At 63.3% G+C, this 25,080-nt stretch carries 26 protein-coding genes and 1 other RNA gene; 17 read left to right on the plus strand and 10 right to left on the minus strand.

The window, feature by feature from the left end; all coding sequences use genetic code 11:
• Window positions 1-11 precede the first annotated feature (11 nt).
• Entirely contained in the window at window positions 12-1,598 is a 1,587-nt protein-coding gene (locus tag ACSQ3I_RS00120; RefSeq protein ID WP_435995129.1) for a phytoene desaturase family protein, read from the minus strand.
• 237 nt (window positions 1,599-1,835) lie between these two features.
• Complete coding sequence (locus ACSQ3I_RS00125) at window positions 1,836-2,624, minus strand: cyclase family protein (protein WP_435995131.1); 789 nt, start codon at window positions 2,622-2,624, stop codon at window positions 1,836-1,838.
• A 346-nt stretch (window positions 2,625-2,970) separates the two neighbouring features.
• On the opposite strand from ACSQ3I_RS00125, the gene ACSQ3I_RS00130 reads away from it, so the two are divergent.
• The 4 genes from ACSQ3I_RS00130 to ACSQ3I_RS00145 all read left to right on the plus strand — a co-directional run bounded on the left by ACSQ3I_RS00130 (window position 2,971) and on the right by ACSQ3I_RS00145 (window position 7,022).
• Entirely contained in the window at window positions 2,971-4,542 is a 1,572-nt protein-coding gene (locus tag ACSQ3I_RS00130) for a phytoene desaturase family protein (protein ID WP_435995133.1), read from the plus strand.
• Window positions 4,543-4,616: 74 nt separating this feature from the next.
• Complete coding sequence (gene recF, locus ACSQ3I_RS00135) at window positions 4,617-5,741, plus strand: DNA replication/repair protein RecF (protein ID WP_435995135.1); 1,125 nt, start codon at window positions 4,617-4,619, stop codon at window positions 5,739-5,741.
• A 46-nt stretch (window positions 5,742-5,787) separates the two neighbouring features.
• Window positions 5,788-6,555 (plus strand): molybdopterin-synthase adenylyltransferase MoeB, encoded by a 768-nt coding sequence (locus ACSQ3I_RS00140; RefSeq protein WP_435995137.1) that lies wholly within the window; start codon window positions 5,788-5,790, stop codon window positions 6,553-6,555.
• The gene (locus ACSQ3I_RS00145) at window positions 6,552-7,022 is read left to right on the plus strand and encodes a GNAT family N-acetyltransferase (RefSeq protein ID WP_435995139.1); all 471 of its coding nucleotides are present in this window, start codon (window positions 6,552-6,554) and stop codon (window positions 7,020-7,022) included. Before ACSQ3I_RS00140 ends, ACSQ3I_RS00145 begins: the two co-directional genes overlap by 4 nt.
• An 18-nt stretch (window positions 7,023-7,040) precedes the next feature.
• On the opposite strand, the gene ACSQ3I_RS00150 is transcribed toward ACSQ3I_RS00145, so the two are convergent.
• Complete coding sequence (locus tag ACSQ3I_RS00150) at window positions 7,041-8,042, minus strand: 2-hydroxyacid dehydrogenase (protein ID WP_435995141.1); 1,002 nt, start codon at window positions 8,040-8,042, stop codon at window positions 7,041-7,043.
• 199 nt (window positions 8,043-8,241) lie between these two features.
• On the opposite strand from ACSQ3I_RS00150, the gene ACSQ3I_RS00155 reads away from it, so the two are divergent.
• Entirely contained in the window at window positions 8,242-8,784 is a 543-nt protein-coding gene (locus tag ACSQ3I_RS00155; protein ID WP_109458615.1) for an SH3 domain-containing protein, read from the plus strand.
• On the opposite strand, the gene ACSQ3I_RS00160 is transcribed toward ACSQ3I_RS00155, so the two are convergent.
• On the minus strand, window positions 8,777-9,769 hold the full coding sequence (locus ACSQ3I_RS00160; protein WP_435995143.1) for an adenosine kinase: 993 nt from the start codon (window positions 9,767-9,769) through the stop codon (window positions 8,777-8,779). The two genes, ACSQ3I_RS00155 and ACSQ3I_RS00160, sit on opposite strands and share 8 nt — an antisense overlap.
• A 439-nt stretch (window positions 9,770-10,208) precedes the next feature.
• Here ACSQ3I_RS00160 and ACSQ3I_RS00165 point away from each other — a divergent pair, with 439 nt between their 5' ends.
• Window positions 10,209-11,156 (plus strand): AEC family transporter, encoded by a 948-nt coding sequence (locus ACSQ3I_RS00165; RefSeq protein ID WP_435995145.1) that lies wholly within the window; start codon window positions 10,209-10,211, stop codon window positions 11,154-11,156.
• Between the two features lie 66 nt (window positions 11,157-11,222).
• On the opposite strand, the gene ACSQ3I_RS00170 is transcribed toward ACSQ3I_RS00165, so the two are convergent.
• Window positions 11,223-11,804, minus strand: coding sequence for a c-type cytochrome (locus ACSQ3I_RS00170; RefSeq protein ID WP_435995147.1), 582 nt, complete (start codon window positions 11,802-11,804; stop codon window positions 11,223-11,225).
• A 156-nt stretch (window positions 11,805-11,960) separates the two neighbouring features.
• On the opposite strand from ACSQ3I_RS00170, the gene ACSQ3I_RS00175 reads away from it, so the two are divergent.
• Together ACSQ3I_RS00175 and ACSQ3I_RS00180 are read left to right on the plus strand one after the other, a co-directional pair.
• Window positions 11,961-12,716 (plus strand): 3-deoxy-manno-octulosonate cytidylyltransferase, encoded by a 756-nt coding sequence (locus tag ACSQ3I_RS00175; RefSeq protein ID WP_435995149.1) that lies wholly within the window; start codon window positions 11,961-11,963, stop codon window positions 12,714-12,716.
• Between the two features lie 11 nt (window positions 12,717-12,727).
• The gene (locus tag ACSQ3I_RS00180) at window positions 12,728-13,582 is read left to right on the plus strand and encodes a prephenate dehydratase (protein ID WP_435995151.1); all 855 of its coding nucleotides are present in this window, start codon (window positions 12,728-12,730) and stop codon (window positions 13,580-13,582) included.
• 64 nt (window positions 13,583-13,646) lie between these two features.
• On the opposite strand, the gene ACSQ3I_RS00185 is transcribed toward ACSQ3I_RS00180, so the two are convergent.
• The 4 genes from ACSQ3I_RS00185 to ACSQ3I_RS00200 all read right to left on the minus strand — a co-directional run bounded on the left by ACSQ3I_RS00185 (window position 13,647) and on the right by ACSQ3I_RS00200 (window position 16,177).
• Window positions 13,647-14,015, minus strand: coding sequence for a VOC family protein (locus ACSQ3I_RS00185; protein ID WP_435995153.1), 369 nt, complete (start codon window positions 14,013-14,015; stop codon window positions 13,647-13,649).
• Between the two features lie 68 nt (window positions 14,016-14,083).
• Window positions 14,084-14,779, minus strand: a complete 696-nt coding sequence (locus ACSQ3I_RS00190) for a helix-turn-helix transcriptional regulator (RefSeq protein ID WP_435995155.1) — start codon at window positions 14,777-14,779, stop codon at window positions 14,084-14,086.
• Between the two features lie 4 nt (window positions 14,780-14,783).
• Window positions 14,784-15,743, minus strand: coding sequence for an NAD(+) diphosphatase (gene nudC / locus ACSQ3I_RS00195; RefSeq protein WP_435995157.1), 960 nt, complete (start codon window positions 15,741-15,743; stop codon window positions 14,784-14,786).
• A gap of 2 nt (window positions 15,744-15,745) precedes the next feature.
• A complete protein-coding gene (locus ACSQ3I_RS00200; RefSeq protein ID WP_435995159.1) occupies window positions 15,746-16,177 on the minus strand; it encodes an HIT domain-containing protein in 432 nt (143 codons plus the stop codon).
• 62 nt (window positions 16,178-16,239) lie between these two features.
• On the opposite strand from ACSQ3I_RS00200, the gene ffs reads away from it, so the two are divergent.
• The 4 genes from ffs to ACSQ3I_RS00220 all read left to right on the plus strand — a co-directional run bounded on the left by ffs (window position 16,240) and on the right by ACSQ3I_RS00220 (window position 19,305).
• Window positions 16,240-16,336, plus strand: an RNA gene (gene ffs / locus ACSQ3I_RS00205) — signal recognition particle sRNA small type.
• Between the two features lie 79 nt (window positions 16,337-16,415).
• Window positions 16,416-18,290, plus strand: coding sequence for a DNA polymerase III subunit gamma/tau (locus ACSQ3I_RS00210; RefSeq protein ID WP_435995161.1), 1,875 nt, complete (start codon window positions 16,416-16,418; stop codon window positions 18,288-18,290).
• A gap of 21 nt (window positions 18,291-18,311) precedes the next feature.
• Window positions 18,312-18,635, plus strand: a complete 324-nt coding sequence (locus ACSQ3I_RS00215) for a YbaB/EbfC family nucleoid-associated protein (RefSeq protein ID WP_435995163.1) — start codon at window positions 18,312-18,314, stop codon at window positions 18,633-18,635.
• Window positions 18,636-18,693: 58 nt separating this feature from the next.
• Window positions 18,694-19,305 carry a LysE family translocator gene (locus ACSQ3I_RS00220; protein WP_435995165.1) on the plus strand — a complete coding sequence of 204 codons (612 nt, stop codon included), beginning with the start codon at window positions 18,694-18,696 and terminating at the stop codon, window positions 19,303-19,305.
• Here ACSQ3I_RS00220 and ACSQ3I_RS00225 read toward each other — a convergent pair whose 3' ends face one another.
• Window positions 19,306-19,917 carry an MOSC domain-containing protein gene (locus tag ACSQ3I_RS00225; RefSeq protein ID WP_435995167.1) on the minus strand — a complete coding sequence of 204 codons (612 nt, stop codon included), beginning with the start codon at window positions 19,915-19,917 and terminating at the stop codon, window positions 19,306-19,308. It abuts the gene before it with no gap.
• A gap of 58 nt (window positions 19,918-19,975) precedes the next feature.
• On the opposite strand from ACSQ3I_RS00225, the gene recR reads away from it, so the two are divergent.
• The 5 genes from recR (at window position 19,976) to ACSQ3I_RS00250 (ending at window position 25,039) form a co-directional block, all read left to right on the plus strand.
• Window positions 19,976-20,581: a recombination mediator RecR gene (gene recR / locus ACSQ3I_RS00230; RefSeq protein ID WP_435995169.1), complete on the plus strand. Its 606-nt coding sequence runs from the start codon at window positions 19,976-19,978 to the stop codon at window positions 20,579-20,581.
• Window positions 20,582-20,593: 12 nt separating this feature from the next.
• A complete protein-coding gene (locus tag ACSQ3I_RS00235; protein WP_435995171.1) occupies window positions 20,594-21,832 on the plus strand; it encodes a lytic murein transglycosylase in 1,239 nt (412 codons plus the stop codon).
• 245 nt (window positions 21,833-22,077) lie between these two features.
• Window positions 22,078-22,680: a ribosome maturation factor RimP gene (gene rimP / locus ACSQ3I_RS00240; protein WP_435996215.1), complete on the plus strand. Its 603-nt coding sequence runs from the start codon at window positions 22,078-22,080 to the stop codon at window positions 22,678-22,680.
• Window positions 22,681-22,727: 47 nt separating this feature from the next.
• The gene (gene nusA / locus ACSQ3I_RS00245; protein WP_435995173.1) at window positions 22,728-24,350 is read left to right on the plus strand and encodes a transcription termination factor NusA; all 1,623 of its coding nucleotides are present in this window, start codon (window positions 22,728-22,730) and stop codon (window positions 24,348-24,350) included.
• Window positions 24,350-25,039, plus strand: coding sequence for an RNA-binding protein (locus tag ACSQ3I_RS00250; RefSeq protein ID WP_435995175.1), 690 nt, complete (start codon window positions 24,350-24,352; stop codon window positions 25,037-25,039). Before nusA ends, ACSQ3I_RS00250 begins: the two co-directional genes overlap by 1 nt.
• Window positions 25,040-25,080: the final 41 nt, after the last annotated feature.

Here is a 25,080-nt window from a genome sequence, read left to right on the forward strand (position 1 = left end):
TCTTAGCGATGCTATTTCAGGGATGAGGCCAGAAGGAAGCCGGAGCCCCCGCCAAGGCCGGGTCCCGGATGCGTCGATGCGCCAATATGATACAGCCCCGGCACGTGGGTGCGGTGGTTAACAGAAGACTTGAATGGCCGCCACAGGAAAAACTGGTCCAGCCCGCAGAAGCCGCCATAGGGGTCGCCGCCGACGAGGTTCATGTTCATTGTTTCGAGATCCGCCGGCGAATAGGCTTTGCGGGCAATGACCGTTTCCCCGAACCCGTCGATATGGTTCTCGAGGATTTTCTCGACGCGGTCGGCGTAGCTTTCCCGCAGTGCCTCGTTCCAGCGGCCGTCTGTCGGAATGTCGAGTTGGCCGGAGGCATCGCCTTTGAGGAAGCGCGGCGTTTCGGGAAGCTGCAGCCAGAGGATCGACTGGCCTTCGGGTGCCCGGCTCGGATCGAAGGAGGCGGGCTGGCCGACGCAGATCGTCGGTACCGCCGGCAGCATGCCGCGTTCGGCCTCGTTGGCAGCGCGCGACACGCCGTCAAGGCCGGGGGTCAGGTGCAAGAGCGCCACCTGGCCGAGTTCCGGATTGTGTTTCCAGCGCGGCGGGCTGTTCAGCGCATAGTGGATCTGCATGTTGCCCTTGCCGTAGCGGAAGGATTTTATGCCGTCGTTCACCTCCGCCGGCGGCGCCGGCCAATCCTTCAAAAGCCGGCCATACAGTTGGGTCGGCGTCACCGAAGCGACCACGCCGCCGGATGCGGAGAGGGTCTCGCCGCTTGCGAGCCGCACGCCGGTGGCGCGTCCGCCGGCGCCCTGGATCAGCGCTTCGACATCGGCGCCGGTGCGGATGACGCCGCCATTGTCGGTGATCAGCTTTTCAAACGCCGCCAGCAGCGTCCTTGCACCACCCTTGGCAACCGGGCAGCCGGCCAGCTCGATGGCAAAACCGATGACCTTGACCATCTCGGCGGAATAGGCGCTTTCCGGGCCGAGGCCGCAATGCAGCACCCATGGCGCCCACAAGGCCTGGATATCCTCGGAGCGATAGGTGCTTTCGAGATGGGCGCGCGCCGGCATCAGCGCTTCGCCGAACCAGCCGGCAAGATTGCGCAAGCCCCGCCTCCACGCTTCCTTCGCCACCGTCTTGGCGATGCTGCCGGACCACAAGGCGCCGCCGAGCAGCGAGAAGAGGAAGGGCGCATCGGCGCCGAGCTTGTCCATCTCGCGGGAGAATGCGGCGCCGTCACCGGCCGAAAGTGCCTCGAAAGTGGCGATGTTGCGCTGCCGGTCCTTGGAGAAGATCACATGCGAACCATCCGGCCGCAAAACGCCGGTGGGCAGGTCGGCATGGGCGAATTCCAGCCCGCGCGCTTCCAGGTCCTTGCCGAGCGCGCCATAGGCGGGCGAGGTGAGAAACAGCACCATCGTCGTCGCCATCACGTCATGGATAAAGCCGGGCGCGGTGATTTCTTCGGTGCGCAGGCAGCCGCCGATGCGGTCGTTGCGCTCCAGAACCAGCACCTTCTTGCCCTTCTTGCCGAGCACGGCAGCGGCAACCAGCGCGTTGATGCCGCTGCCGACGATGATGTAGTCATGGGTGCTCATGGCAGGCTTCTTTCAGCGTAAGATTTTGGGCAGAGAGTGGTGTGTCTCCTTCTCCCCGCGGGGGAGAAGGTGGCCCGAAGGGTCGGATGAGGGGCGATACACGGCAAAACCTTCGCCTGTGACAACCCCCTCATCCCGCTGCCGCGACCTTCTCCCCGTGGGGGAGAAGGGGCAGGCGGCGCCCTTTCATTTCAGATGCAGCTCCTCTCTCTGCGAGACGAGGAGTTTTTTAGCCCATCAGCTGGCGACGACCGCCAATGCGCGAACCGGCGAGCCGGTGCCCTTGACGAATTTCAGCGGCGCGGCGATCAGCACGGCGCCCTTGGCCGGCAGCTGGTCGAGGTTGCACAGGCTGGCGAGGCCGTAGCGGTTGGCCTTGTGCATCAGGTTGTGGGCCGGGAAGGGCGGGTTCATGCCGCCGGCGGAACCGGCGTCGGTGCCAACCGTTTCCGAACCCCAGCCGATCACGCCCTTGGACAGCAGGTATTCGATGGCTTCGGCCGTCGGGCCGGGGGAGTGCGGGCCGTTCTCGTCGGCATTCAGGAAGGTGTCGGTCGAGCCGTTGCGCTTGTACCAGTCGCTGCGCAGCAGCACCCAGCTGCCGGCTTCGATCTCGCCGTTTTCGGCTTCCCATTCCTTGATGCTCTCGACCGTCAGCAGGTAGTCGGCATCTGCGGCCACTTCCTTGGAGCGGTCGATGACGTTGACCGGCGCCACGAAGTTTTTCGGCGGAATGGTGTCGGTGGTGTTTTCCGGGTTGTCCTTGCCGGTGATCCAATGACAGGGCGCGTCGAAATGCGTGCCGGTGTGCTCACCGAGTTCCAGCCAGTTCCAGGCCCAGAAGGGACCGTCCTGATTGTATTCGGAAATGGTGTGGACCTTCACCTTCGGCGTGTTCTTGCCGAACTGCGGCGGCAGGTAAAGCACCGGCGTATCGGGACCGAGCGAGGCGCTGAGATCGACGACCTTGACGGCGCCGGACAGGAGCGCGGAGGCGAAACCGGAAAGAATATCGGATGATGTCATTGTCTGTTCCCCAAAATAGAAGGCGTTCGCCACGGGGGAGCCGACGGTCTTGCCGGCCTCCTCGAAAACCCCGCGGCAGCGTTCCAGGCAGGCGAGCCTATGACACAAAATATGAGATTGCAAGTAACAGGCCGTAGCTGCGACATGCGTTTTTCGCCTCGCAATAGCGGCGGCCAAGGCTCGGAAAATGCTGTGAAAACGCCAGACGGTCGGCATTGCTGCATGTCGCCGGGCATCACTCTTTGACTGTCGCGGTGCTTTCGGCATCGGATGGCTTGCGGCAATTTTTCAAAAATGTATGCATATGCGGATAAAGTCCGGGGTGGATCCCCGCAGCAGGGGAACGATGATGACATATGATGCCGTGGTGATCGGTGCCGGCCACAATGGTCTGGCCGCAGCCGTCGAGCTGCAGTCGAAGGGCTGGTCGGTTGCCGTGGTCGAGGGCAAGCCGGTCGCCGGCGGCGCGGTCAAGACGCGGGAAGTGACGTTGCCCGGTTTCCGGCATGATCTCTGTGCCATGAACCTGTCGATGTTCGCAGGCTCCGCCTTCTTCAACGCCAACAAGGATGCCCTCCTGGCCAACGGCCTCGGCTTCGTGCCGGCGGCGGACTGTTTTGCCAGCGTCTTCCGCGATGGCAGCTATCTCGGTGTCAGCACCGATCTGGAAAAGACGGCGGCCGGCATCGCGGCGCTGTCCGAGAAGGATGCAGCGGCCTGGCGGCTGATGCTACAGGAATTCGGCGGCGATGCGCCGCATATTTTCGGGCTGCTCGGCGCACCGATGCCGTCGTTCAAGGCCGCCAAGGTGGCGTGGAAGGCATGGCGTGAAAAGGGCACCGGCTGGCTCTATGATACCGCCCGGCTGCTGCTCGCGTCGCCGCGCGATTTCCTCGACAGCCGTTTCGAGCATGCCAAGGTCAAGACGATGATGGCGGCCTGGGGCCTGCATCTCGATTTTGCCCCCGATGTCGCCGGCGGCGCCTTGTTCCCCTATCTGGAATCCATGGCCAACCAGGCCTTCGGCATGGTCATCGGCCAGGGCGGGGCGGATACGATCATTACCTCGATGACCAAGCTGTTTACGGCAAAGGGCGGCGAACTGATCCTCGGTACGCCGGTGGAGCGGATCGAGCTTTCCGGTGGTTCGGCAAGCGGCGTGAGATTGGCCGATGGCCGTGTTCTCTCGGCGCGCAAGGCTGTCATCGCCAATGCCCATCCCAAGCTTGTCTTCGGCAAGCTCTTGCCCAAGGTGGCCGAACGCGAAGCCTTCGACAGGAAGGTCGAGGCGTTCCGGGCCGGCCCCGGCACGATGATGATCCACCTGGCGCTCGATGGCCTGCCGGACTGGAAGGCCGGCGAGGCACTGAAGAGTTTTGCTTATGTGCATGTCGCCCCCGATCTCGAAATGATGTCGCGGGTCTATGCGGAAGCCATGAACGGCCTGCTGCCGGCCGAACCGGCCCTGGTGGTCGGCCAGCCGACGGCGCTCGATCCGTCGCGGGCGCCGGATGGCAAGCATGTGCTCTGGGTGCAGGTGCGCGTGTTGCCGGCCGAGATCCGCGGCGATGCCAAGGGCGAGATCGGCGCGACCGATTGGGACGGTGCCAAGGAAGCTTATGCCGACCGCGTCCTCGCGCTCTTGGAAACCTATGCGCCGGGCCTTGGCGCAAAAATACTCGGCCGCTCGGTGTTTTCGCCGCTCGACCTGGAGCGCGAAAATCCCAATCTCATCGGCGGCGACAATCTTTCCGGTAGCCACCATCTCGACCAGAATTTCCTGTTCCGCCCGGTCGCCGGTTATTCGCGCTACAAGACGCCGGTGAAATCGCTCTATCTCTGCGGTGCCTCCACCTGGCCGGGCGCCGGCACCGGTGCCGGTTCCGGCTTCATGCTCGCCAACATGCTGGCGAAATGAGCGCCTGACCTTGCCATTCCGGCCCGTTCGGCATAGCTCTGCCCCGAAACGTTCGGCCGGTCCGGGATGAAGATATGGTGCACAAGGTCAGCCTGGGCCGCATGAAGCTCACGGACTTCCGCAATTACGCGGAAGTCGCGCTGACGTTCGACGCCCGCCATGTGGTGCTGACCGGCGATAACGGCGCCGGCAAGACCAACCTGCTCGAAGCCGTCTCTTTCCTCTCTCCCGGCCGCGGCCTGCGCCGCGCTGCTTATGCCGACATCACCCGCGTCGGCGCGGAAGCCGGCTTCACCATCTTTGCCGATGTCGACGGCATGGAAGGCGAAGTGGCGATCGGCACCGGCATAGAGAGCAACGACGAATCGACCTCGCGCAAACTCCGTCTCAACGGCACGGCGGTGAAAACCATCGACGAACTGACCGACCACCTGCGCGTATTGTGGCTGACGCCGGCAATGGACGGGCTGTTCACCGGCACCTCTTCCGATCGCCGCCGGTTCCTCGACCGCCTGGTCCTGTCGCTCGACCCGGCGCATGGCCGCCGCGCCGGCGATTTCGAGCGGGCGATGCGTAGCCGCAACCGCCTACTGTCGGAGGGCCGCTTCGATCCCGCCTGGCTCACCGGCATCGAAAGCCAGATGGCGAGCCTCGGCGTCGCCATGGCGCTGGCGCGGCAGGAAATGCTCGGCCTGTTGAGCCGGCTCATCGACGAGCGGCACGAAGAAATGCCGTTCCCTTCGGCCGTGCTGGAACTCTCCGGCTTTTTCGACAACCAGTTCGACCGCCCGGCCATCGATCTCGAGGACGATTATGCTGCGCTTTTGCGCGACGGCCGCCATCGCGATGCCGCCGCCGGCCGCACGTTGGACGGCCCGCACCGCGCCGACCTGCTGGTGCGCCACAAGGCCAAGGATATCGAGGCCGAACGGTGCTCGACGGGCGAACAGAAAGCCTTGCTGGTCGGCCTCATCCTCGCCCATGCCCGCCTCGTCGCCAACATGACCGGCCATGCGCCGGTGCTGCTGCTCGACGAAATCGCCGCCCACCTCGACGAAGGCCGCCGTGCCGCCCTGTTCGACCTCGTCGATGGGCTCGGCGGGCAAGCCTTCATGACGGGTACCGACCGGGCGATGTTTGCAGCTCTTGGCGAGCGCGCGCAGTTCTTCACGGTCTCGGGCGGTACCGTAGAGGGCTGATCCCCCGGCCGTTTCGCGTGCGCCTGAAGGGTGCTATAGCTCGGCCATGGACACGCTCACCTCCGAAGAAATCGCCCGTTACCATCGCCATATCCTGTTGCCGGAAGTCGGCGGCGCCGGCCAGCAGAGGCTGAAGCGCGCCCGCGTTCTGGTTATCGGCGCCGGCGGGCTGGGTGCGCCGATCCTGCAATATCTCGCCGCCGCCGGTGTCGGCACGCTGGGCATCGCCGACGACGACCGCGTCTCGCTTTCCAACCTGCAGCGGCAGGTGATCCACGACACCAGCACGATCGGTGAATTGAAGTCGCAAAGTGCTGCTGACGCGATAACCCGGCTTAACCCGCATGTGACAGTCGTCCGTTTTGAAGAGCGTTTTTCGGCCGAAACTGCAAGCCATCAATTATCCGGCTTCCACCTCCTGATCGACGGTTCGGACAATTTTGACACGCGTTATGCGGCCGCCGATGCGGCGGAAATGGCAAAAATCCCGCTGGTGACCGGTGCTGTCGGCCGCTTCGACGGCTCGCTGACGGTGCTGAAACCCTATGAGGCCGATGCCGAAGGCGCACTTTACCCGTCCTACCGCGACCTGTTTCCGGAAAAGCCGCCGGCTGGCCTCGTGCCCTCCTGCGCCGAAGCCGGCGTTATCGGCGCGCTGACGGGGGTGATCGGCACCTTAATGGCCATGGAAGCGATCAAGCTGGTCACCGGTGCCGGTGAACCGCTGGTCGGACGGTTGCTGATGTATGATTCGCTGACCGCCCGCTTCGACACGGTGAAATACAAGCGCCGGCGGGCGCGCCAGCCGGCATGAGCACTGCCTTTCGGCTGGATGATGGCTACCGGCGCTGGCCGGAGTTGCTGGATCTCATCCTCGAGGCCTTTGCCTTCATGAATGGCCGCATCGATCCGCCGTCTTCGGCGCTGAAATTGACGCCGGCGCTGCTGGCCGAAAAGGCACGGGCGGAAATCGGTTATGTGATCGAGGAGGAGGGCAGGCCCGTCGCCTGCCTGTTCTGCCGGCCGGAGAAGGATTGCCTCTATATCGGCAAGTTCGCCGTCCTGCCAGCGCGGCAAGGAAAAGGCCTCGGCCGGACGCTGCTGGCACTGGCGGAGGAAACGGCGAGAGGACTGTCGCTCCCGGCGCTGCGGCTGGAGACCCGCATCGAACTTGCGGAAAACCATGCGACGTTCGGCGCCTGGGGTTTCGAGCGGACGGCAGAGCGCCGCCATCCCGGTTTTTCGCGCGTCACCTTCGTCGAGATGCGCAAGGTGCTGTGAGGGCGCAGGTGGCGCCGCTTATCGTCCTGGCAGCACCCGGTTCGGCGGGCGGTGGCCGTCGAAGAAGGTGCGGATGTTGATGATCACCTTGTCGCCCATGTCGACGCGGCCTTCCATCGTCGCCGAACTCATATGCGGCAGAAGCACCACCTTGCCTTCGTTGGCCAGCTTCACCAGCCTCGGATTGACCACCGGTTCGTTTTCGAAGACGTCCAGTCCGGCGCCGGCGAGCTTGCCTTCGCGCAGGCATTTGATCAGCGCCGCCTCGTCGATCACGTCGCCGCGGGCGGTGTTGACCAGATAAGCGGTCGGCTGCAAAAGCGCCAAGCGGCGGGCCGAGAGCAGGTGGAAGGTCGCCGGCGTCGACGGGCAGTTGATGGAGACGATATCGACACGCGCCAGCATCTGGTCGAGGCTGTCCCAGTAGGTCGCCTCCAGCTCGTCTTCGGTCGCCGGGCTGACACGCTTGCGGTTATGGTAATGGATCGACAGGCCGAAAGCCTTTGCCCGGCGGGCGACGGCGGTGCCGATGCGGCCCATGCCGATGATGCCGATGCGCTTGCCCCAGATGCGCCGCCCGAGCATCCAGGTCGGCGACCAGCCGGCCCATTCGCCGGGCTTGTCGGTCAGCACCCGCGCACCTTCGGCCAGCCGGCGCGGCACGGCGAGGATCAGCGCCATGGTCATGTCGGCGGTGTCTTCGGTCAGCACGTTCGGCGTGTTGGTGACGGTGATGCCCTTGCGGGCCGCCGCCTCGACGTCGATGTGGTCGGTGCCGTTGGAAAAGCTGGCGATCAGCTTCAGGTCCGGGCCGGCCTGCTCGATCAGCGCGGCATCGATCCGGTCGGTGACGGTCGGCACCAGCACGTCGCAGCCCTTCACCGCCGCCACCAGCTCCGGCTGCGAGCGCGGCGTGTCGTCGATGTTCAGCTCGGCGTCGAAGAGTTCGCGCATGCGCGTTTCCACCGCATCCGGCAGCTTGCGGGTGATGTAGACCTTGGGTTTTTTCTTCGCTGTCATGGTGGCCGTTCGGTGCCTTGTTCAGAGGTCTTTAACCAAGATGGGCGATAATTCTCCCGTTCAGGGCATTTTCTATCATTCCCGCCCGCGAAGACAAACAAAACTCGCAGCCACAGCCGCCGGTTTTGTGGGCGAAGCCGGGAAAGGTAAGGAAATCAAATCATAAGCCTTCGATAAACCGGAACAACGGATAAGTACCATGCGTCGTGTTCTCGTCAGATCCAGCATAGCCCTCACCATCGGCCTGGCCGTGCTTGCGGCCAGCTTTTCAAGCGCCGAAGCGCAGAGCGCCGCCAAGGGCGCCAGCGGCCTGCCGCTGCCGCGTTTCGTGAGCCTGAAGTCGAAAAAAGTCAATCTCCGGGTCGGCCCCGGCACGGCCTATGCCGTCTCGTGGATGTACCTGAAGTCGGGCCTGCCGGTGGAGATCATCCAGGAATATGACAACTGGCGCCGCATCCGTGATGCCGACGGTACGGAAGGCTGGGTCAACCATTCGCTTCTGTCCGGCGAACGCACGGCAATCGCCGCCCCGTGGATGCGCGGCAAGGGCGAGGCGATCTTCGTCAACATGCGCCGCGATCCGCAGCCTTCGGGCACGGTCATCGCCAAGGTCGAGCCCGGCGTGGTGCTGAAGGTCGGCGAATGCAACGGCGAATGGTGCCATGCCGATGCCGATGGCACCGATGGCTGGGTGGCGCAGACGGAAGTCTGGGGCGCCTATCCCGGCGAAGCCTTCAAATAAGACCGGCGGCCTTTGCGGCATCCGACAGCGAGCTCATCGGCCGCGGGCCGATCTGCTGGATGACGATGCCGGCCGCCAGGCAACCGAGCTTGCCGCAATCTTCCAGCGAACGATCCTGGGTGTAACCATAGAGGAAACCGGCGGCGAACAGGTCGCCGGCGCCGGTCGTGTCGATCAGCTGGTTGATGGTCGTCGCCGGCACGTGGATGCGCTCGTCGCCGCGCACGATCATCGCGCCGTCCTCGCTCATCGTCACCGCGGCCAGCTTGCAGTCGGCGGCAATCTTCGTCAGCGCCAGGTCGAAATCGTCGGTCTCGTAGAGCGACAGGGCTTCGTCGCGATTGGCGAAGACGATGTCCACCGTGCCGCTGCGCATCAGGTCAAGGAATTCGGCGCGGTAGCGGCCGACGCAAAAGCTGTCGGAGAGCGTCATCGACATTTCCCGGCCGTTTTCATGCGCAATGCGGGCGCAGTCGAGAATGGCTTCCTTGGCGCGCGGCGGGTCCCAGAGATACCCCTCGAAATAGGTCACCTTGGCTTCGGCGACGACGTCGATCTCGACATGCTCCGGACCCAGTTCGACGCAGGCGCCGAGATAGGTGTTCATCGAGCGCTCGCCATCCGGCGTCACGAAGATCATCGAGCGGGCTGTGGGCGGGAAGGTGCCTTCCGGCCTGGTTTCGAAGTAGACGCCCTGGGCGCGGATATCGTGGATGAAGATCTCGCCGAGCTGGTCTTCGGCCACCTTGCCGAAATAGGCGGTGCGTCCGCCGAAATTGGCAACGCCCGCCGCCGTGTTGCCGGCGCTGCCGCCGGAGGCTTCGAGCGCCGGTCCCATGCGCGAATAGAGCAGTTCCGCCCGTTCGGCGTCGATCAGGTTCATGGCGCCCTTGGTAATGGCGTTCTCGGTGAGGAAAGCGTCGTCGCAACGCGCGATGATATCCACGATGGCATTGCCAATGGTGAGAACGTCGAATTTCGCCATGAAGAGAAGATCCCGGAGTTGACCGCCCGTGTCGGGCCTATGGGTGATAGCCGGGGTCTGGTCATAGCGGATTCTTGGAAGTTTGGAAGAAAAAAGAACGTTTGCAGGCGGCGGCGAAAATTCATGCGCGTCATACTTGCGTCACGTTTCGCCCTTATGGTGCATTTCAAGTGTCGCCGACATGTACGGAACCTTCGGGTCTCCGGTTGGCGTTCGGGTCATGAATGACCCGCATTTCGACGTTGCTTCTGCTGACCACGGATGAACTGGCAGCAGCAAGTGGCTCGATAGCCGGCAGGACCGGCAATGGAAAGCAGGGCGGTCACTCCCCTGCTTTTTGTTTGTCCGGCATCCGGCCGCCGACGGGGCCAAAGCATTTGTGCGGCGCGGCAACTTCCTTTACAGCCGAAGGACCTTCGCCTGCGAAAGCCTTCCGCGCATGTCTCCCATCCTGCTCAATGTTCTTCCCGTCTTCATCCTGATCCTGATCGGCTGGCTGATCGTCCGCACCGGCCTGCTGAAAGACGGCATCGGCGATGCGCTCGGCGATTTCGTTTTCAAGATCGCCGTGCCGGTGCTGCTGTTCCGCACGATCGCGGAGGCGAATTTCCATGGCGCTTCACCGTTCCGGCTGTGGATCGCCTATTTTTCCGGCGTGGCGGTCACCTGGGCAGCGGGGCACATCCTGGCAACCAAGGTGTTCAAGCGCGATTCGCGTATCGGCGTCCTGGCCGGCGTCTCCTCCGCCTTTGCCAACAACGTCTTCATCGGCCTGCCGCTGGTCGGTCGATCGGTCGGTGATGACGGGGTGGTTGCGCTCTCGATCCTGCTCGCCGTGCACCTGCCCGTCATGATGATCGTCGGGACGGTGCTGATGGAAAATGCCGAGCGCAAGGAAAAGGGGGGCGAAAGGCGGAGTTTTGTCCTGCTGCTGCGCCAGATCGGCATCAACCTCGTTCGCAATCCGCTGGTTATCGGCCTCCTGGCCGGCGTTGCCTTTCACCTTACCAGCCTGCCGATGCCGAGCGTCGCCAAGGCAGTGGTGGATCAGATCGCTGGAATGGCCGGTCCGGCGGCGCTGATTTCGCTGGGCATGGCGCTGCGCAAATACGGTGTTTCGGGCAATGTCGGCATCGCCGCCACTATGTCGGTGTTAAAACTGCTGCTTCTGCCGGCAAGCGTGTGGGCGGCAAGCCGCCTGATCGGCCTCAGTCCGGAATGGACGGCGGCGATGGTCCTGACCTCATCGGTGCCAACAGGCGTCAATGCCTGGCTGATCGCCAATCGTTTTGGCGTTGGCCACAGCCTGGCTGCCTCGACCATCACCATGACGACGGCGGTCGGCGTCATCTCGGTCACCTTCTGGAGCCTGCTGCTCGGGCAGTGAGGTGGACAACAAAAAACCCGGCCCGCTTTCGCGGCCGGGTTTTGAAAATAGCGGTGGTACCGAAGCTTACTGCGTCACAGCCAGCGTATCGGCAGCGGCCGGATCGGGCAGCGGAACCGGGCTGTCGGACATGGTGTGCAGATACAGGATCAGGTTGGCGCGCTCTTCGTCCTTCTTCAGGCCGGCAAAACCCATGGCCGTGTTCGGAACGAATTTCTTCGGCGCCAGCAGGAAGTGGTTCATGTGGTCAAAGTCCCAGACCACAGAACCGCCCTTGGAAAAGTCCTTCATGGCAGCCGAATATGCAAAACCTTCATGCGAAGCGATCGGACGAGCGATGACACCCCAAAGATTGGGACCCGTCTTGTTGGGTCCGTCCTTGGTGTCGGTGTGACAGCTTTGACACTTCTTGAACACGGCTTCGCCGGCCTTTGCATCAGCCTTGGCCAGAAGCGCCGCGATCGGTGTCATGGCGGCGGCAGCTTCACCACCGGTACCTTCGCTCGCGCCTTCTTCGGCGACGATGGCAAAACCTTCCTTCTCGGGCTCCGGCGAGTGGAAAATCCCTTCCGAGGCGATGGACACGGACATCAGGACAAAGACGGTGCCAAGCAACGCGCCAACGCCCATATTCACGTATGAATTCATCTACAAATGCTCCCCTTGCACCCCGCCAGACCGGAAACCGGTCCCATCTTGAAATCGCGCGGAACCTATGTCTTTTGATCCGCAGTTGCAACAGTGATTGTCATCACCGGACTGAGACTTTTTGCCACCTTTTTCCGGGGATTAGAAGGCCGGCCCATGAATAAAGAGATTTTTGAGCGAACTTTGGTTCTGATCCCGGCCCGGATGGCCTCGACGCGCCTGCCGGGCAAGCCCTTGGCGGATATCGACGGCCAGCCGATGATCGTCCAGGTGGCGCGGCGCGCCCAGGAGGCCGCCGTCGGGCGAATCATCGTCGCCGTCGACCATGCCGATATCTTCGCCGCCGTGACGGCAGCCGGTTTCGAGGCGGTGATGACGCGGGTCGACCACCAGTCCGGCTCGGATCGCATTTTTGAAGCGCTGCAGGCCGCCGATCCGCAAGGCCGCGCCGAAACCGTCATCAACGTGCAAGGGGACTTGCCGACCATCGAGGCGGAGACCATCCGCGCTGCGCTCCGGCCGCTCGAGACGCCGGAGGTCGATATCGCCACGTTGACGGTCGAGATCAGGGACGAGGAAGACAAGCTCAACCCGAACATCGTCAAGGTGGTCGGTTCGCCGCTCTCCGACAGCCGGCTCAAGGCGCTGTATTTTACCCGCGCCACCGCACCCTACGGCAAGGGGCCGCTCTATCACCATATCGGCCTCTATGCCTACAGGCGCGGGGCGCTGGAAAAATTCGTCTCGCTCGGGCCGTCGCCGCTCGAACGGCGCGAATCGCTCGAGCAGTTGCGCGCGCTGGAAGCGGGCATGCGCATCGATGTCGAAATCGTTGACTCGGTGCCGCTCGGCGTCGATACTCCCGCCGACCTCGAAAAGGCGCGGCATATGCTCGCCGCGCGAACTCTCTGACGGATAATCCCATGATAGCCAAGACCAACCGCATCGCCTTCCAGGGCGACTTCGGCGCCAATTCCGACATGGCCTGCCGCGACATGTTCCCCTCGATGGAGCCGCTGCCTTGCGCCACCTTCGAGGATGCCTTCGTGGCGCTGGAAAGCGGCGAGGCGGATCTGGCGATGATCCCGATCGAAAACACCATTGCCGGCCGCGTCGCCGATATCCATTATCTGCTGCCGGAATCGCGGCTGCACATCGTCGGCGAATATTTCATGCCGATCCGCTTCCAGCTGATGGTTCTGCCGGGCGTCAGCAAGGACGAGGTCCGCACCGTGCATAGCCATATCCATGCGCTCGGTCAGTGCCGCAAGATCATCCGTCACAACGGCTGGAAGGCCGTGGTTGCCGGCGATACCGCCGGTGCCGCCAAGCTGATCTCCGAACGCGGCGACCGGACGATGGCGGCTCTCGCGCCGCGGCTGGCTGCCGATCTCTACGGCCTCGATATCATTGCCGAAAACGTCGAGGACACGGAAAACAACGTCACCCGCTTCGTCATCCTGTCGCGTGACGAGAACTGGATCTCGCGCACGTCGCCGGAGGAGATGATCGTCACCACCTTCGTTTTCAACGTCCGCAACATCCCGGCGGCGCTCTACAAGGCGCTCGGCGGTTTTGCCACCAACGGCATCAACATGACCAAACTCGAGAGCTACCAGCTTGGCGGCAAGTTCGTGGCGACGCAGTTTTATGCCGACATCCAGGGCCATCCCAACGATTCGAACGTGCGCCGGGCGCTGGAGGAATTGCGCTTCTTCTCGGAGAAAGTCCGCATCCTCGGGGTCTACAAGGGCCATCCGATGCGCGGCGATCTGTAAGCTTTGGCAACAACGCCACCCTTCTTCCCGCGGGGAAGAAGGGTGGCGCGCAATTCTCCGGAAATTATTTATCCGGCTCACAAACGCGAATGCGGTGGCCATCGATATCGCTGATGACGAAGGTCGGGCCGAAGTCCATTGCCGTCAGCGGCTGTTCGATATCGTAGCCCTCGGTCCTCCATTCTTCGTATTTCGCGGCCACGGCACCGTCGCCGGCGATGGTGACGCCGATCTCGCCGCGGGCACGGGAACCCGGCATCTGCGGCTTGACGTTCGCTTCCGCCCAGAGACCAAGGGTGAAACCGCCGTCGAGCGGAAATGCCGTGAAGTTGGGGGCTTCGAAGGCGGGATCGCGGCCGAAAAGCTTGCGGTAGAAGGCGGTACTTGCCTTGGTATCCTTGACGTAGAGGATGATGAGATTGGGCAGTGTCATGGGTCGTGCTCCTTTGTTGTGGATGCAGCGACCCTAGACGCAGCTGCTGTCAGATCGTGGCAGCAGCCTCACATATCATGGGTCATGCCGTGGACCTCCCGCCACTGCTTGAGCAGTGTCGCCCGTCGTTTCGTATAGCGCCGTCCGGCGCTTTCGATGGCGATCATGCGGTCTGTGCGGAAGTGGCGGAAATCCTGACGCAGCTCGCACCAGGTGATGAGCACGCGCACCTCCTCGAAGAAGCCGAGTGCGAAAGGCCAGATGAAGCGCGTGGATCGTGCGCCGGCTTCGTCGGCATAGACGAGATGCAGGACATCCTGCCGGCGGATGGCGCCACGCAGCATCGCAAGATCGATCTCCACAGGCTGCTGCCGCCGGGGGCCGACGAGCAGCGTTGACGTATCGGTCTCGTCGCGAAGATCGGCGGGCAGGACGGCGGCGATCTTTGCCAGTGCATCGCTCGCCGCGGTCGCGAGCTTGCCGTCCGCCACCTTCGCCACCCAGCGCGAGCCGAGCACCAGCGCTTCGATTTCTTCGGCCGAAAACATCATCGGCGGCAGCATGAAACCGGGCTTGAGCACGTAACCCAGCCCGGCCTCGCCTTCGATATGGGCACCCTGCGCCTGCAGGCTGGCGATGTCGCGGTAAAGCGTGCGCAGGCTGACGCCGGTTTCCGCCGCCAGCGTCGCACCGCTCACCGGCCGGCGGTGGCGGCGCAGCGCCTGCAGCAGGGCCAGCAACCGTTCGGAACGGGCGACGGTCACCGGATCAGCGTTTCCACTCCACCCAGTCGCGCATCAGTCGGTGGGCGATGGCGCCTTTCGGCGGCGAACTGTGGCCGGTGCCCTGGGCGCGCTCCAGCATCTCGGCCGTTTCCTCACGGGTGAACCATCGGCAATCCTCCAGCTCCGCCTCGTCGCGGCGCACCTCGAAGGAGGTCGCCTCGCCGTAACAGCCGATCATCAGCGAATGTGGCATCGGCCAGGGCTGCGAGGCATGGTAGCGCACGCGGCCGACATGGATGTTGGCTTCCTCCAGCGTCTCGCGGCGCACGGCATTTTCGATCGTTTCGCCGGGCTCGACGAAACCGGCAAGGCAGGAATACATGCCGGGGGTAAAATGCGGGCTGCGCCCAAGCAGGCAGACGTCGCGCTCGACATCGATCGCCAGCATGATGACGACGGGATCGGTACGCGGAAAAATCATGTGGGCGCAGGCGCTGCAGACGCGCTTGTAGCCGCCGATCTTCTGTTCCATGGCGCCGCCGCAGCGACCGCAGAAACGGTTGTCGCGGTTCCAGGTCAAAAGCGCCGACCCTTGCGCGAATTCGCCGAGCAGCGCATCGCCGACCAGCTGGTCGCGGAAAAGCGTGCGGCCATCCGTCGGCTTGTAGTGGCTGGCGAGTTTATCCTCGGCGATGCCGACAGGCACGGCCAGCCGCGGTTCGCCCGACTTGCGATGGCCGAGCAGCACGGCATTATCGAAATCCGGCTGCAGTTCGCCCAGTTCGTAAGGGGCGAACAGCGGATCGAGCACCTGGCCGTCATGCTTGAGGATCAGCCGGTTGCCGGTGAAGGCGAAGATATGGGCGCCGTCCACCGCCAGCGCCTTTTCGACGCAATCGTCGTCGCGATGTTCGGAATCGCGGGCAAGGTCGTTTTCGGAAAAGGCGGTAAGGCTGCTGGCTTCCGGATGCGGCGCATCGGTGTCGAAAATAGAGGTCTTCATTGTCAGAGAGCTTCCAGTATCCTGCGGATGAAAATCTGCTTTTCCTGCGTATCGTAGGCCTCCGCCGTGCCGTGTCCCCAGATGGGTCCCGGCCAGTTGGCGTCGCCTTCCGTCCGGGCGATCACATGCACATGCAATTGGCGCACGATGTTGCCGAGAGCACCTATATTGATCTTCGTCGCACCCGTCACTTTCTTCAGCGCGGTGGCCACCAGATTGGTCTCGAAGGTCAGGAGCGCCTGGTCGAGCGGGGTGAGGTCGAAGATCTCCGAAAGACCGTTGCGTTGCGGCACCAGCACCAGCCAGGGCCAGCGACGGTCGTTCTGCAGCCGCAGTTGCGTCAGGCCGAACTTGATCAGCAACTCGCTGTCGCGGGCCAATCTTCCGTCCAGTTCAAAGCCTTGCAAGCTTCGCCTCCTCTTACATTTCCTCATCTCTAGCAGTTTTTTGACGCGCTGGCTTGCAATTGCTGACGATATTGCCGATATGTGCGGCGGGAGGTTGGTGGTGGACGCGCCGCTCGCCAACCGGGTCAGGTCCGGAAGGAAGCAGCCCTAACGAACCCGGCACGGGTCATCGTTCCAGCCTCCCACCTCTTTCGTTTGGCCTGCGTTTTCACATGGCCAGGCCCATGCCCGGCGGTCCGGGTCATCCAACAACGCTGGCAGGGCGATGAGCGATACCGAACCGACAACAGCGCAGGCGGGCCAGGGCGGCGCCGGATACCGCGTTCTGGCGCGCAAATATCGCCCCAAGGATTTTTCCGATCTCATGGTCGGCCAGGAGCCGATGGTCCGCACGCTCACCAATGCGTTCGAGACCGGCCGTATCGCCCAGGCCTACATGCTGACCGGCGTGCGCGGCGTCGGCAAGACCACCACCGCCCGCATTCTCGCCCGCGCCCTGAACTACAAGACCGCCGAAATCGACAAGCCGACCATCGACCTGCGCCTGCCCGGCGAACATTGCCAGGCGATCATGGAAGGCCGGCATGTCGACGTCATCGAGATGGACGCCGCCTCGCATACCGGCATCGACGACATCAGGGAAATCATCGAGCAGGTGCGCTACCGGCCGGTGTCGGCGCGTTACAAGGTCTATATCATCGACGAAGTGCACATGCTGTCGACGGCGGCCTTCAACGGCCTGCTGAAGACGCTCGAAGAACCGCCGGAGCATGTGAAATTTATCTTCGCCACCACGGAAATCCGCAAGGTGCCGATCACGGTCCTGTCGCGCTGCCAGCGTTTCGACCTGCGTCGCATCAGCGCTGCGGATCTCGTCGGGCTGTTTTCCACGATTGCCGCCAAGGAAAAGATTTCCGTCGATCCGGAAGCGCTGGCGATGATTGCGCGGGCCGCCGAAGGCTCGGCGCGCGACGGCTTGTCGCTGCTCGACCAGGCGATCGCCCATGGCGGCGGCGCGGTCGAGGCCGATGCCGTGCGCGCCATGCTCGGCCTTGCCGACCGCGCCCGCATCGTCGATCTGTTTCAGCATGTGGTGAAGGGCGATGTCGCCGCGGCCCTGCAGGAATTTTCCGCCCAATACGAGGCCGGCGCCAATCCGAGCGTCGTTCTGACCGATCTTGCCGATTTCACCCATCTGGTCACCCGCCTCAAATATGTGCCCGAAGCGGTCAACGATCCATCGCTGAGCGAGATCGAGCGTACGCGCGGCCGGGAATTTTCCGAAAACATCGCGGTGACGACGCTGTCGCGCATCTGGCAGATGTTGCTGAAGGGCATTCCCGAGGTCGAGACGGCCTCGCGGCCGGCGGGTGCTGCCGAAATGGTGCTGATCCGGCTTGCGCATGCAGCCCACCTGCCGTCACCGGAAGATGCGGCGCGACGGCTGGCCGAACTGGCATCGGGCGAGGCGCCCGCACCGCGGTCCCCGGCGCCTTCCGGCAGCGGCGGCGGCACGCCGGTTGCTTATCAGTCTTCGGTTCTGGCAAGAGCGGCGGAAACCGCGCCGCCGCGTCCGGTGACGGCCCCCGTGACAATGCTTCGTGCCGTGCCGACCCCGGAAACGCGGCCTGAGCCTGCGCCGGTCGGCCGGGTGGAGATGGCGCCTGCAGCGCAGCCCGAGGCAAAGGTCAAGGTTGCCTCGCTCGCCGACATTGCCGACCTCTGCACCAAGAACCGCGATCCAAAACTTCGGGCTTTGCTGCGCGCCTTCGTGCGCCTCGTCAGCCTCGAACCCGGCCGCATCGAGATCAATCTGAAAGCCGATGCGCCGAAATCGATGGTCGGCGAGCTGCAGAAGCGGCTGGAGGAATGGACCGGCATCCGCTGGATGGTGATCCTCAGCCGCGAGGAAGGCGGACCGACGCTCACCGAGGCGGAAGAAAGCGACAAGGCGACCCGCCTGCAGGACGCCCGCCAGGACCCTGACGTTGCCGCCATCCTGTCGCGTTTCCCCGGCGCCAGGATCATCGACGTGCGCATCCGTGCGCCCGAGGCGGAAGAGGAAGAAAACCAGGCGCTGCCGGCCGCTGCCGAATCCGCCGAGGGCGACATCCTGCCCGGCGACGATATCGAATTCTAAAAAGCTCAAAGGAGAAAACCGATGCGCGACATCATGGGCATGATGGGCAAGGTCAAGGAAATGCAGGCCAAGATGGAACAGATGCAGGCGGAAATCGCCACTCTGGAAGTCGAAGGCAAGTCCGGCGGTGGTCTCGTGACGGTAAAACTCAACGGCAAGGGCGAAATGCTCGGCCTGAAGATCGATCCGTCGCTGTTCAAGGAAGACGAAGCCGAGATCCTCGAGGACCTGATCGTCGCCGCCCACAAGGATGCCAAGGGCAAGGCCGAGGCGATGACGGCGGAAAAGACCAAGGCGCTGACTGCCGGCCTGCCGATCCCGCCCGGTTTCAAGCTGCCGTTCTGATCTTTCTGACTGCGCCAAAACCATGCTAGTCTCCCCGCAAAACGCTGGGGAGGCCATCATGACGCTGACATCGTTGCTTGTTTTTGCCGGCGCGCTGCTGGTCGCGGCCGGTTCGCCGGGCCCGAGCATTGCAGCACTCGTCGCCCGCGTGCTCTCCAAGGGGTACCGCGACGTGCTGCCCTTCCTCGCCGCGATGTGGATCGGCGAGGCCGTCTGGCTGTCCTTTGCTGTGGCCGGCCTGGCGACGATTGCCGAAACCTTCCACGTCGTCTTCGTGGCGATCAAGTGGCTCGGCGTCGCCTATCTGCTCTACCTCGCCTGGAAGATGTGGTTCGCGCCGGCAACGATGGGCGAGGATGCCTTGCCGGAACGGTCCTCTGCCGCAAAACTGTTCTTCGCCGGTCTGACGGTGACACTCGGCAATCCAAAGATCATGATGTTTTACGTCGCACTCCTGCCGTCGATCATCGATCTTGCCGGCGTCACACTCGTCGGCTGGGCCGAGTTGGTGGCGACCATGCTGGTGGTGCTGGTCGTCGTCGATTTCGTCTGGGTGGCGACCGCCGCAAAGGCGCGACAATTCCTCAGGAGTCCGCGTGCGGTGCGTTTCGCCAATCGCGCCAGCGCCGGCGCCATGGCGGGCGCGGCTGTCGCCATCGCTTCGCGCTGATCAGCCCGCGGTCAAAAGCTTGCGGATCTTGGCGCTGATCGGCGTCGAGAGATAACGGGCGTGGTCGGCTGCGGGTATGCGGCCGTAGGTTTCCATCAGTTCCGGCATAGTCACCTTTTCGCCGCCATAAGGCGTATGGCTGACGGGCATGCCCACCTGGACGACACCACCCGACAGCACCCGGCAATAGATGCCGGGCCGCCCGGCGCGAAAATACCGATTCACGAAGCCGGGGTCGTCCATGTGCGCAGCGAAGGTGGCGCAGGGAATGCGCGCGGAAGTGGCTTCCAGCACGATGTCGCCGAAAGCGAACCGGTCACCGACCGCAACAAGCCGGTTGTCGATACCCTCGATGACGAGGTTTTCGCCAAATGTGCCTGGCGGAATGGCTCGGCCGAGTTCGGCGGCCCACCAGTCGAGCGTCAGCGACCCCTCGACATAGACCGCCTGCTCGGGGCCGCCGTGATGCTTGCGGTTGCAGATCGCGTCGCCGACCAGGCCCTCGGTATCGATCAGCACCGGGCCGTTGACGGGGTGCTTGTCGATGCCGGTCTTGTAGCTCTTGCCGGGCAGGCGTTGGGCGGTGCCGGTGGAGACGGCGAGGATTTTCATCGGTCAAACTCTCGTCAGGGTGATTCCTTCGCGGGAAAACATGGGATAAAAGCGCCGGATGGCAAAGCGAGTCACAGGTCCTGAAATCGAAAAACTCATCCAGCTGCTGGCAAAGGTGCCGGGGCTGGGGCCGCGTTCCGCCCGCCGGGCGGCGCTGCATCTGGTGAAGAAGAAGGACCAGCTTCTAGGTCCGTTGGCGCATGCCATGGGCGATGCCTACGACAAGGTGAAGGTCTGCTCTACCTGCGGCAATGTCGATACCATCGATCCCTGCACCGTCTGCACCGACATCCGCCGCGACCAGTCGGTAATCATCGTCGTCGAGGATGTCGCCGATCTCTGGGCGCTGGAGCGGGCGGGCGCCATGAATGCCGCCTATCACGTGCTCGGCGGCACGCTGTCGCCGCTCGACGGCGTCGGCCCCGACGATCTCAACATCCGCGGCCTGATCGACCGCGTCCACGAAGGCGGCGTGCGCGAAATCATCATCGCCGTCAACGCCACCGTCGAGGGCCAGACGACGGCGCATTACATCACCGACCAACTCTCCGGGCTGGAGATCAAGATCACCCGCCTGGCGCACGGCGTTCCCGTCGGTGGCGAACTGGATTATCTCGATGAGGGAACGCTGACGGCGGCGCTGCGCGCCCGCACGGCAATCTAGGGGAGGAAACCTATGCGGATATCGTCGGTCATTCTGCTTGTTGTCTCCGCCCTTTTCTCGCTGCCGGCGGCGGCGGCCGACAAGGCGGCCGTCGAAAAGCAGTTCCGCGCCTGGATCGCCAAGGACCTTTCCCCGGAAGCGGAAAAATCCGGCGTCTCGAAACAGACGATCACGGCGGCCTTCGACGGCGTTACACTGAATTGGGACTTGCCCGATCTCGTTCCCCCGGGTGAAAAGCCCAAGGGCGAGCAGAAGCAGAGCCAGGCCGAGTTTTCCTCGCCGGCCAGCTATTTTTCCGAAAAACGCCTGCAGGGCCTGGCCGCTTCCGGCAGGACGCTGGCGGCGACGCATGCTGCGACGCTGAAGAAGATCGAGCGCACCTACGGCGTCCCGGGGTCCGTCGTGCTGGCCATCTGGGGCCGCGAAAGCGGTTTCGGCCGTGCCGCCATTCCTTATTCGGCTATCGAGGTGCTGGCCACCAAGGCCTTCATGTCGACGCGCAAGGATCTGTTCCGCCGCGAGCTGATCGCCGCGCTGCACATCATCGACGGCGGCGACGTCAAGGCCGGCGAGATGAAGGGTTCTTGGGCCGGCGCCATGGGCCAGCCGCAGTTCCTGCCGACCAGCTACCTAAAATATGCCGCCGATTTCGATGGCGACGGCCATCGCAACATCTGGACCTCGGTGCCCGACAGCCTCGCCTCGATCGCCAACTACCTCGCCAAGAAGGGCTGGAAGGCGGATCGCGACTGGGGGTTCGAGGTGACGATCCCGGCGGGCGTCAGCTGCGCCCAGGAAGGTCCCGACCTCGCAAAACCGCTCGGCGACTGGGGCAAGCTCGGCATCAAGCGCATCACCGGCAAGGCGTTTCCATCCAATGAGGCGAAGGCCGAAAGCATGATGCTGTTGCCGGCCGGCCGGCATGGGCCGGAATTCATCGTCTCGCCGAATTTCTACGTCATCAAGGAATACAACAATTCCGACCTCTACGCCCTGTTCATCGGCAATCTCGCCGATCGCATCGCCTTCGGCTCCGGTCCTTTCAAGGCCGAATGGGGCAGCGTCGGCAAGATGTTGCGGTCGGATGTGCTCGCCATGCAGAAGGCACTGGTGGCCAAGGGTTACGATGTCGGCAAGGTCGACGGCCTGCCCGGATACAAGACCCGCCGGTCGCTCGGCGACTGGCAGCAGAAGAATGGCCTGCAGCCGAGTTGCTACCCCGATGAATCGTTGAAATCGGCGCTTCGGTAAGCAGTTCTTGCTATTTGTACCGTTTCGGACTATATGCGTCTCAAATTCTTGATCGGTAGATGAAGAGTGGGACCGCGAGGACCCGCTCTTTTTTATTACCGCGATCATGAAACGATCGCTCCGTCCTGCATGTCGAGGCCCGAAATCGACGGGCAATCCTGCGGTGGAGCGAAGATGTCACGCGGCATTCCGATCATCCCGATGATGGCGGAGGCCGAACGCCAGGAGGGCGTCGATTGTCGGAAATGACCGAACTGCAAGAAAACCATGAGCCGCGGCTGATCGTCGAGACCGGCGTCGACCTGCGCATCGCCGAAATCATCGAGCCGGTGATCGTCTCGATGGGTTACAAGCTGGTGCGCGTGCGCCTGCTCAACCAGAACGGCCTGACGCTGCAGATCATGGCGGAAAAGAACGACGGCACCATGACCGTCGAGGATTGCGAAACGCTGTCCATGGCGATTTCACCGGTTTTGGATGTGGAAGATCCGGTCGATAAGGCGTATCATCTTGAAATGTCGTCCCCCGGGATCGACCGGCCGATGGTGCGCAAGTCGGATTTCTCCCGCTGGCTCGGGCACATCGTCAAGTGCGAGACGTCGATCCTGATCGACAACCGCAAGCGGTTCCGCGGCAAGATCGCCGATGTCGATGCCGACGGTTTTACGCTCGAGCGCGACCAGATCGCTTACGGCGAGGAGCCGCGTGTCGTCATTCCGTTCAGTGCGCTGGCAGAGGCCAAGCTCATCCTGACCGACGACCTGATCCGCGACGCGCTTCGGGCCGACAAGCTGGCCAAGGCTGAGGCGGCCAACCAGAACGAACAACAAGACGAGTCCTTCGAGTAAACGTCCCCTCCAAGAGGGCAACTCAATTCAGACGATGGAGACCGATAATGGCAGTCAGTGCGAACCGGCTAGAACTTCTGCAGATTGCGGATGCTGTGGCGCGCGAAAAGGTGATCGACCGGGAGATCGTTCTCGCTGCAATGGCTGATGCCATCCAGAAGGCGGCTCGCTCCCGCTACGGCACCGAATCGAACATCCGCGCCGACATCAACTCGAAGACCGGCGAAATCCGCCTGCAGCGTCTTCTGGAAGTGGTCGAGAAGGCCGACGATTATTCGACGCAGATCCCGCTGGAGCTTGCCCGCGACCGCAATCCGGACGCCAAGCTTGGCGATTTCATCGCCGATCCGCTGCCGCCGATGGATTTCGGCCGCATCGCCGCCCAGTCTGCCAAGCAGGTCATCGTCCAGAAGGTGCGTGAAGCCGAGCGCGATCGCCAGTTCGACGAATTCAAGGATCGCATCGGCGAAATCATCAACGGCACGGTCAAGCGCGTCGAATACGGCAACGTCATCGTCGATCTCGGTCGTGGCGAAGGCATCATCCGCCGCGACGAAATGATCCCGCGCGAAAACATGCGTTACGGCGATCGCGTCCGCGCTTTCGTTTACGACGTCCGTCGCGAACAGCGCGGCCCGCAGATCTTCCTGTCGCGTACCCATCCGCAGTTCATGGTGAAGCTCTTCACCATGGAAGTGCCGGAAATCTACGACGGCATCATCCAGATCAAGTCGGTCGCCCGCGATCCGGGTTCGCGTGCGAAAATCGCCGTCATCTCCAATGACTCGTCGATCGATCCGGTCGGCGCCTGCGTCGGTATGCGCGGTAGCCGCGTCCAGGCCGTCGTCGGCGAGTTGCAGGGTGAAAAGATCGACATCATTCCGTGGTCCAACGAGCCGGCGAACTTCGTCGTCAACGCTCTGCAGCCGGCGGAAGTCTCCAAGGTGGTTCTCGATGAGGATGCCGAGCGCATCGAAGTCGTGGTGCCGGACGAGCAGCTGTCGCTGGCCATCGGCCGCCGCGGCCAGAACGTCCGCCTCGCATCGCAGCTGACCGGCTGGGACATCGACATCATGACGGAGCAGGAAGAGTCCGAGCGCCGCCAGAAGGAATTCAACGAGCGCACCAACCTGTTCATGGACGCGCTCGACGTCGACGAAATGGTCGGCCAGGTGCTGGCGTCCGAAGGTTTTGCCGCCGTCGAGGAACTGGCCTACGTCGATCTCGACGAAATCTCTTCGATCGACGGTTTCGACGACGATACCGCCGTCGAGATCCAGACCCGTGCCCGCGAATTCCTCGACCGCCTCGAAGCCGAGATGGACGAGAAGCGCAAGAAGCTCGGCGTTGCCGACGAACTGCGCAACATCGATGGCATGACGGCGCAGATGATGGTCGCCCTTGGCGAAGACGGCATCAAGTCGATCGAAGACTTTGCCGGCTGCGCTGCCGACGATCTCGTCGGCTGGTCGGAGCGCAAGGATGGCGAGACGAAGAAGTTCGAGGGCCTGTTCTCGAAGTTCGACGTATCGCGTGTCGAGGCTGAGAACATGATCGTCCAGGCGCGCCTTGCAGCCGGCTGGATCACCGAAGAGGACCTGGCTGCCGAACAGGCTGCCGAGGAAGCCGGAGAAGTCGAGGACGGTGACACCGCTGAGCAGGACGCGTGATGAACGCGGCCCAATCGGACGAATTGCCGGGAGATGATGGCGTTGCAGGTGGAGAGATGAACGGTCGCACGTGCATCGTCACCCGCGAAAGCGGCACGCCGGAAACGCTGATCCGCTTTGTCGCCGCGCCTGACGGCGCGGTGGTACCCGACCTGAAGCGCGAGCTTCCCGGCCGGGGTTGTTGGGTGAAGGCCGAGCGCGCCCTGGTCGACAAGGCGGTGGCGAAGAGGCTTTTCGCCCGGGCCTTGAAGGCGGATGTCAAGGCGTCGGACGATCTCGGTGCCATGGTCGACAGGCTGCTCGTCAAGCAGCTGACCGGGATGATGAACCTCGCCCGCAAGGCGGGGCAACTGGTCATCGGCTCGATGAAGGTCGATGCCGCCGTGCGATCGGGGGAGGCGCTTGCCGTCTTTCACTCGCTGGATGCCGCCGACGACGGCGTGAGAAAAATCGACCAGGCCCGCAAGGCCTGGCACCTCGGAATGGAAACCGAGGAGGAAATACCTTCGTTTCGCTTCTTCAACGATGCGGAATTGGAGGAACTGATGGGCCAGAATGCTTTTATCCATGCCGCAGCGCTTGCAGGGCAGGCGGGTGAGGGTGTAGTGAAGCGCGCAAACCTGCTCGAACAGTACCGCAATGGCGGTCAGTCCCGGGCATCTGGCGGCGCTGGCCGGCAAAGGCAATGACGCGGTCACCGGCGGGAGCCGGGCGCGGGATCGAGATACAG

Source organism: Rhizobium sp. LjRoot30 (genome assembly GCF_964253915.1).
Classification (GTDB): Bacteria; Pseudomonadota; Alphaproteobacteria; order Rhizobiales; family Rhizobiaceae; genus Metarhizobium.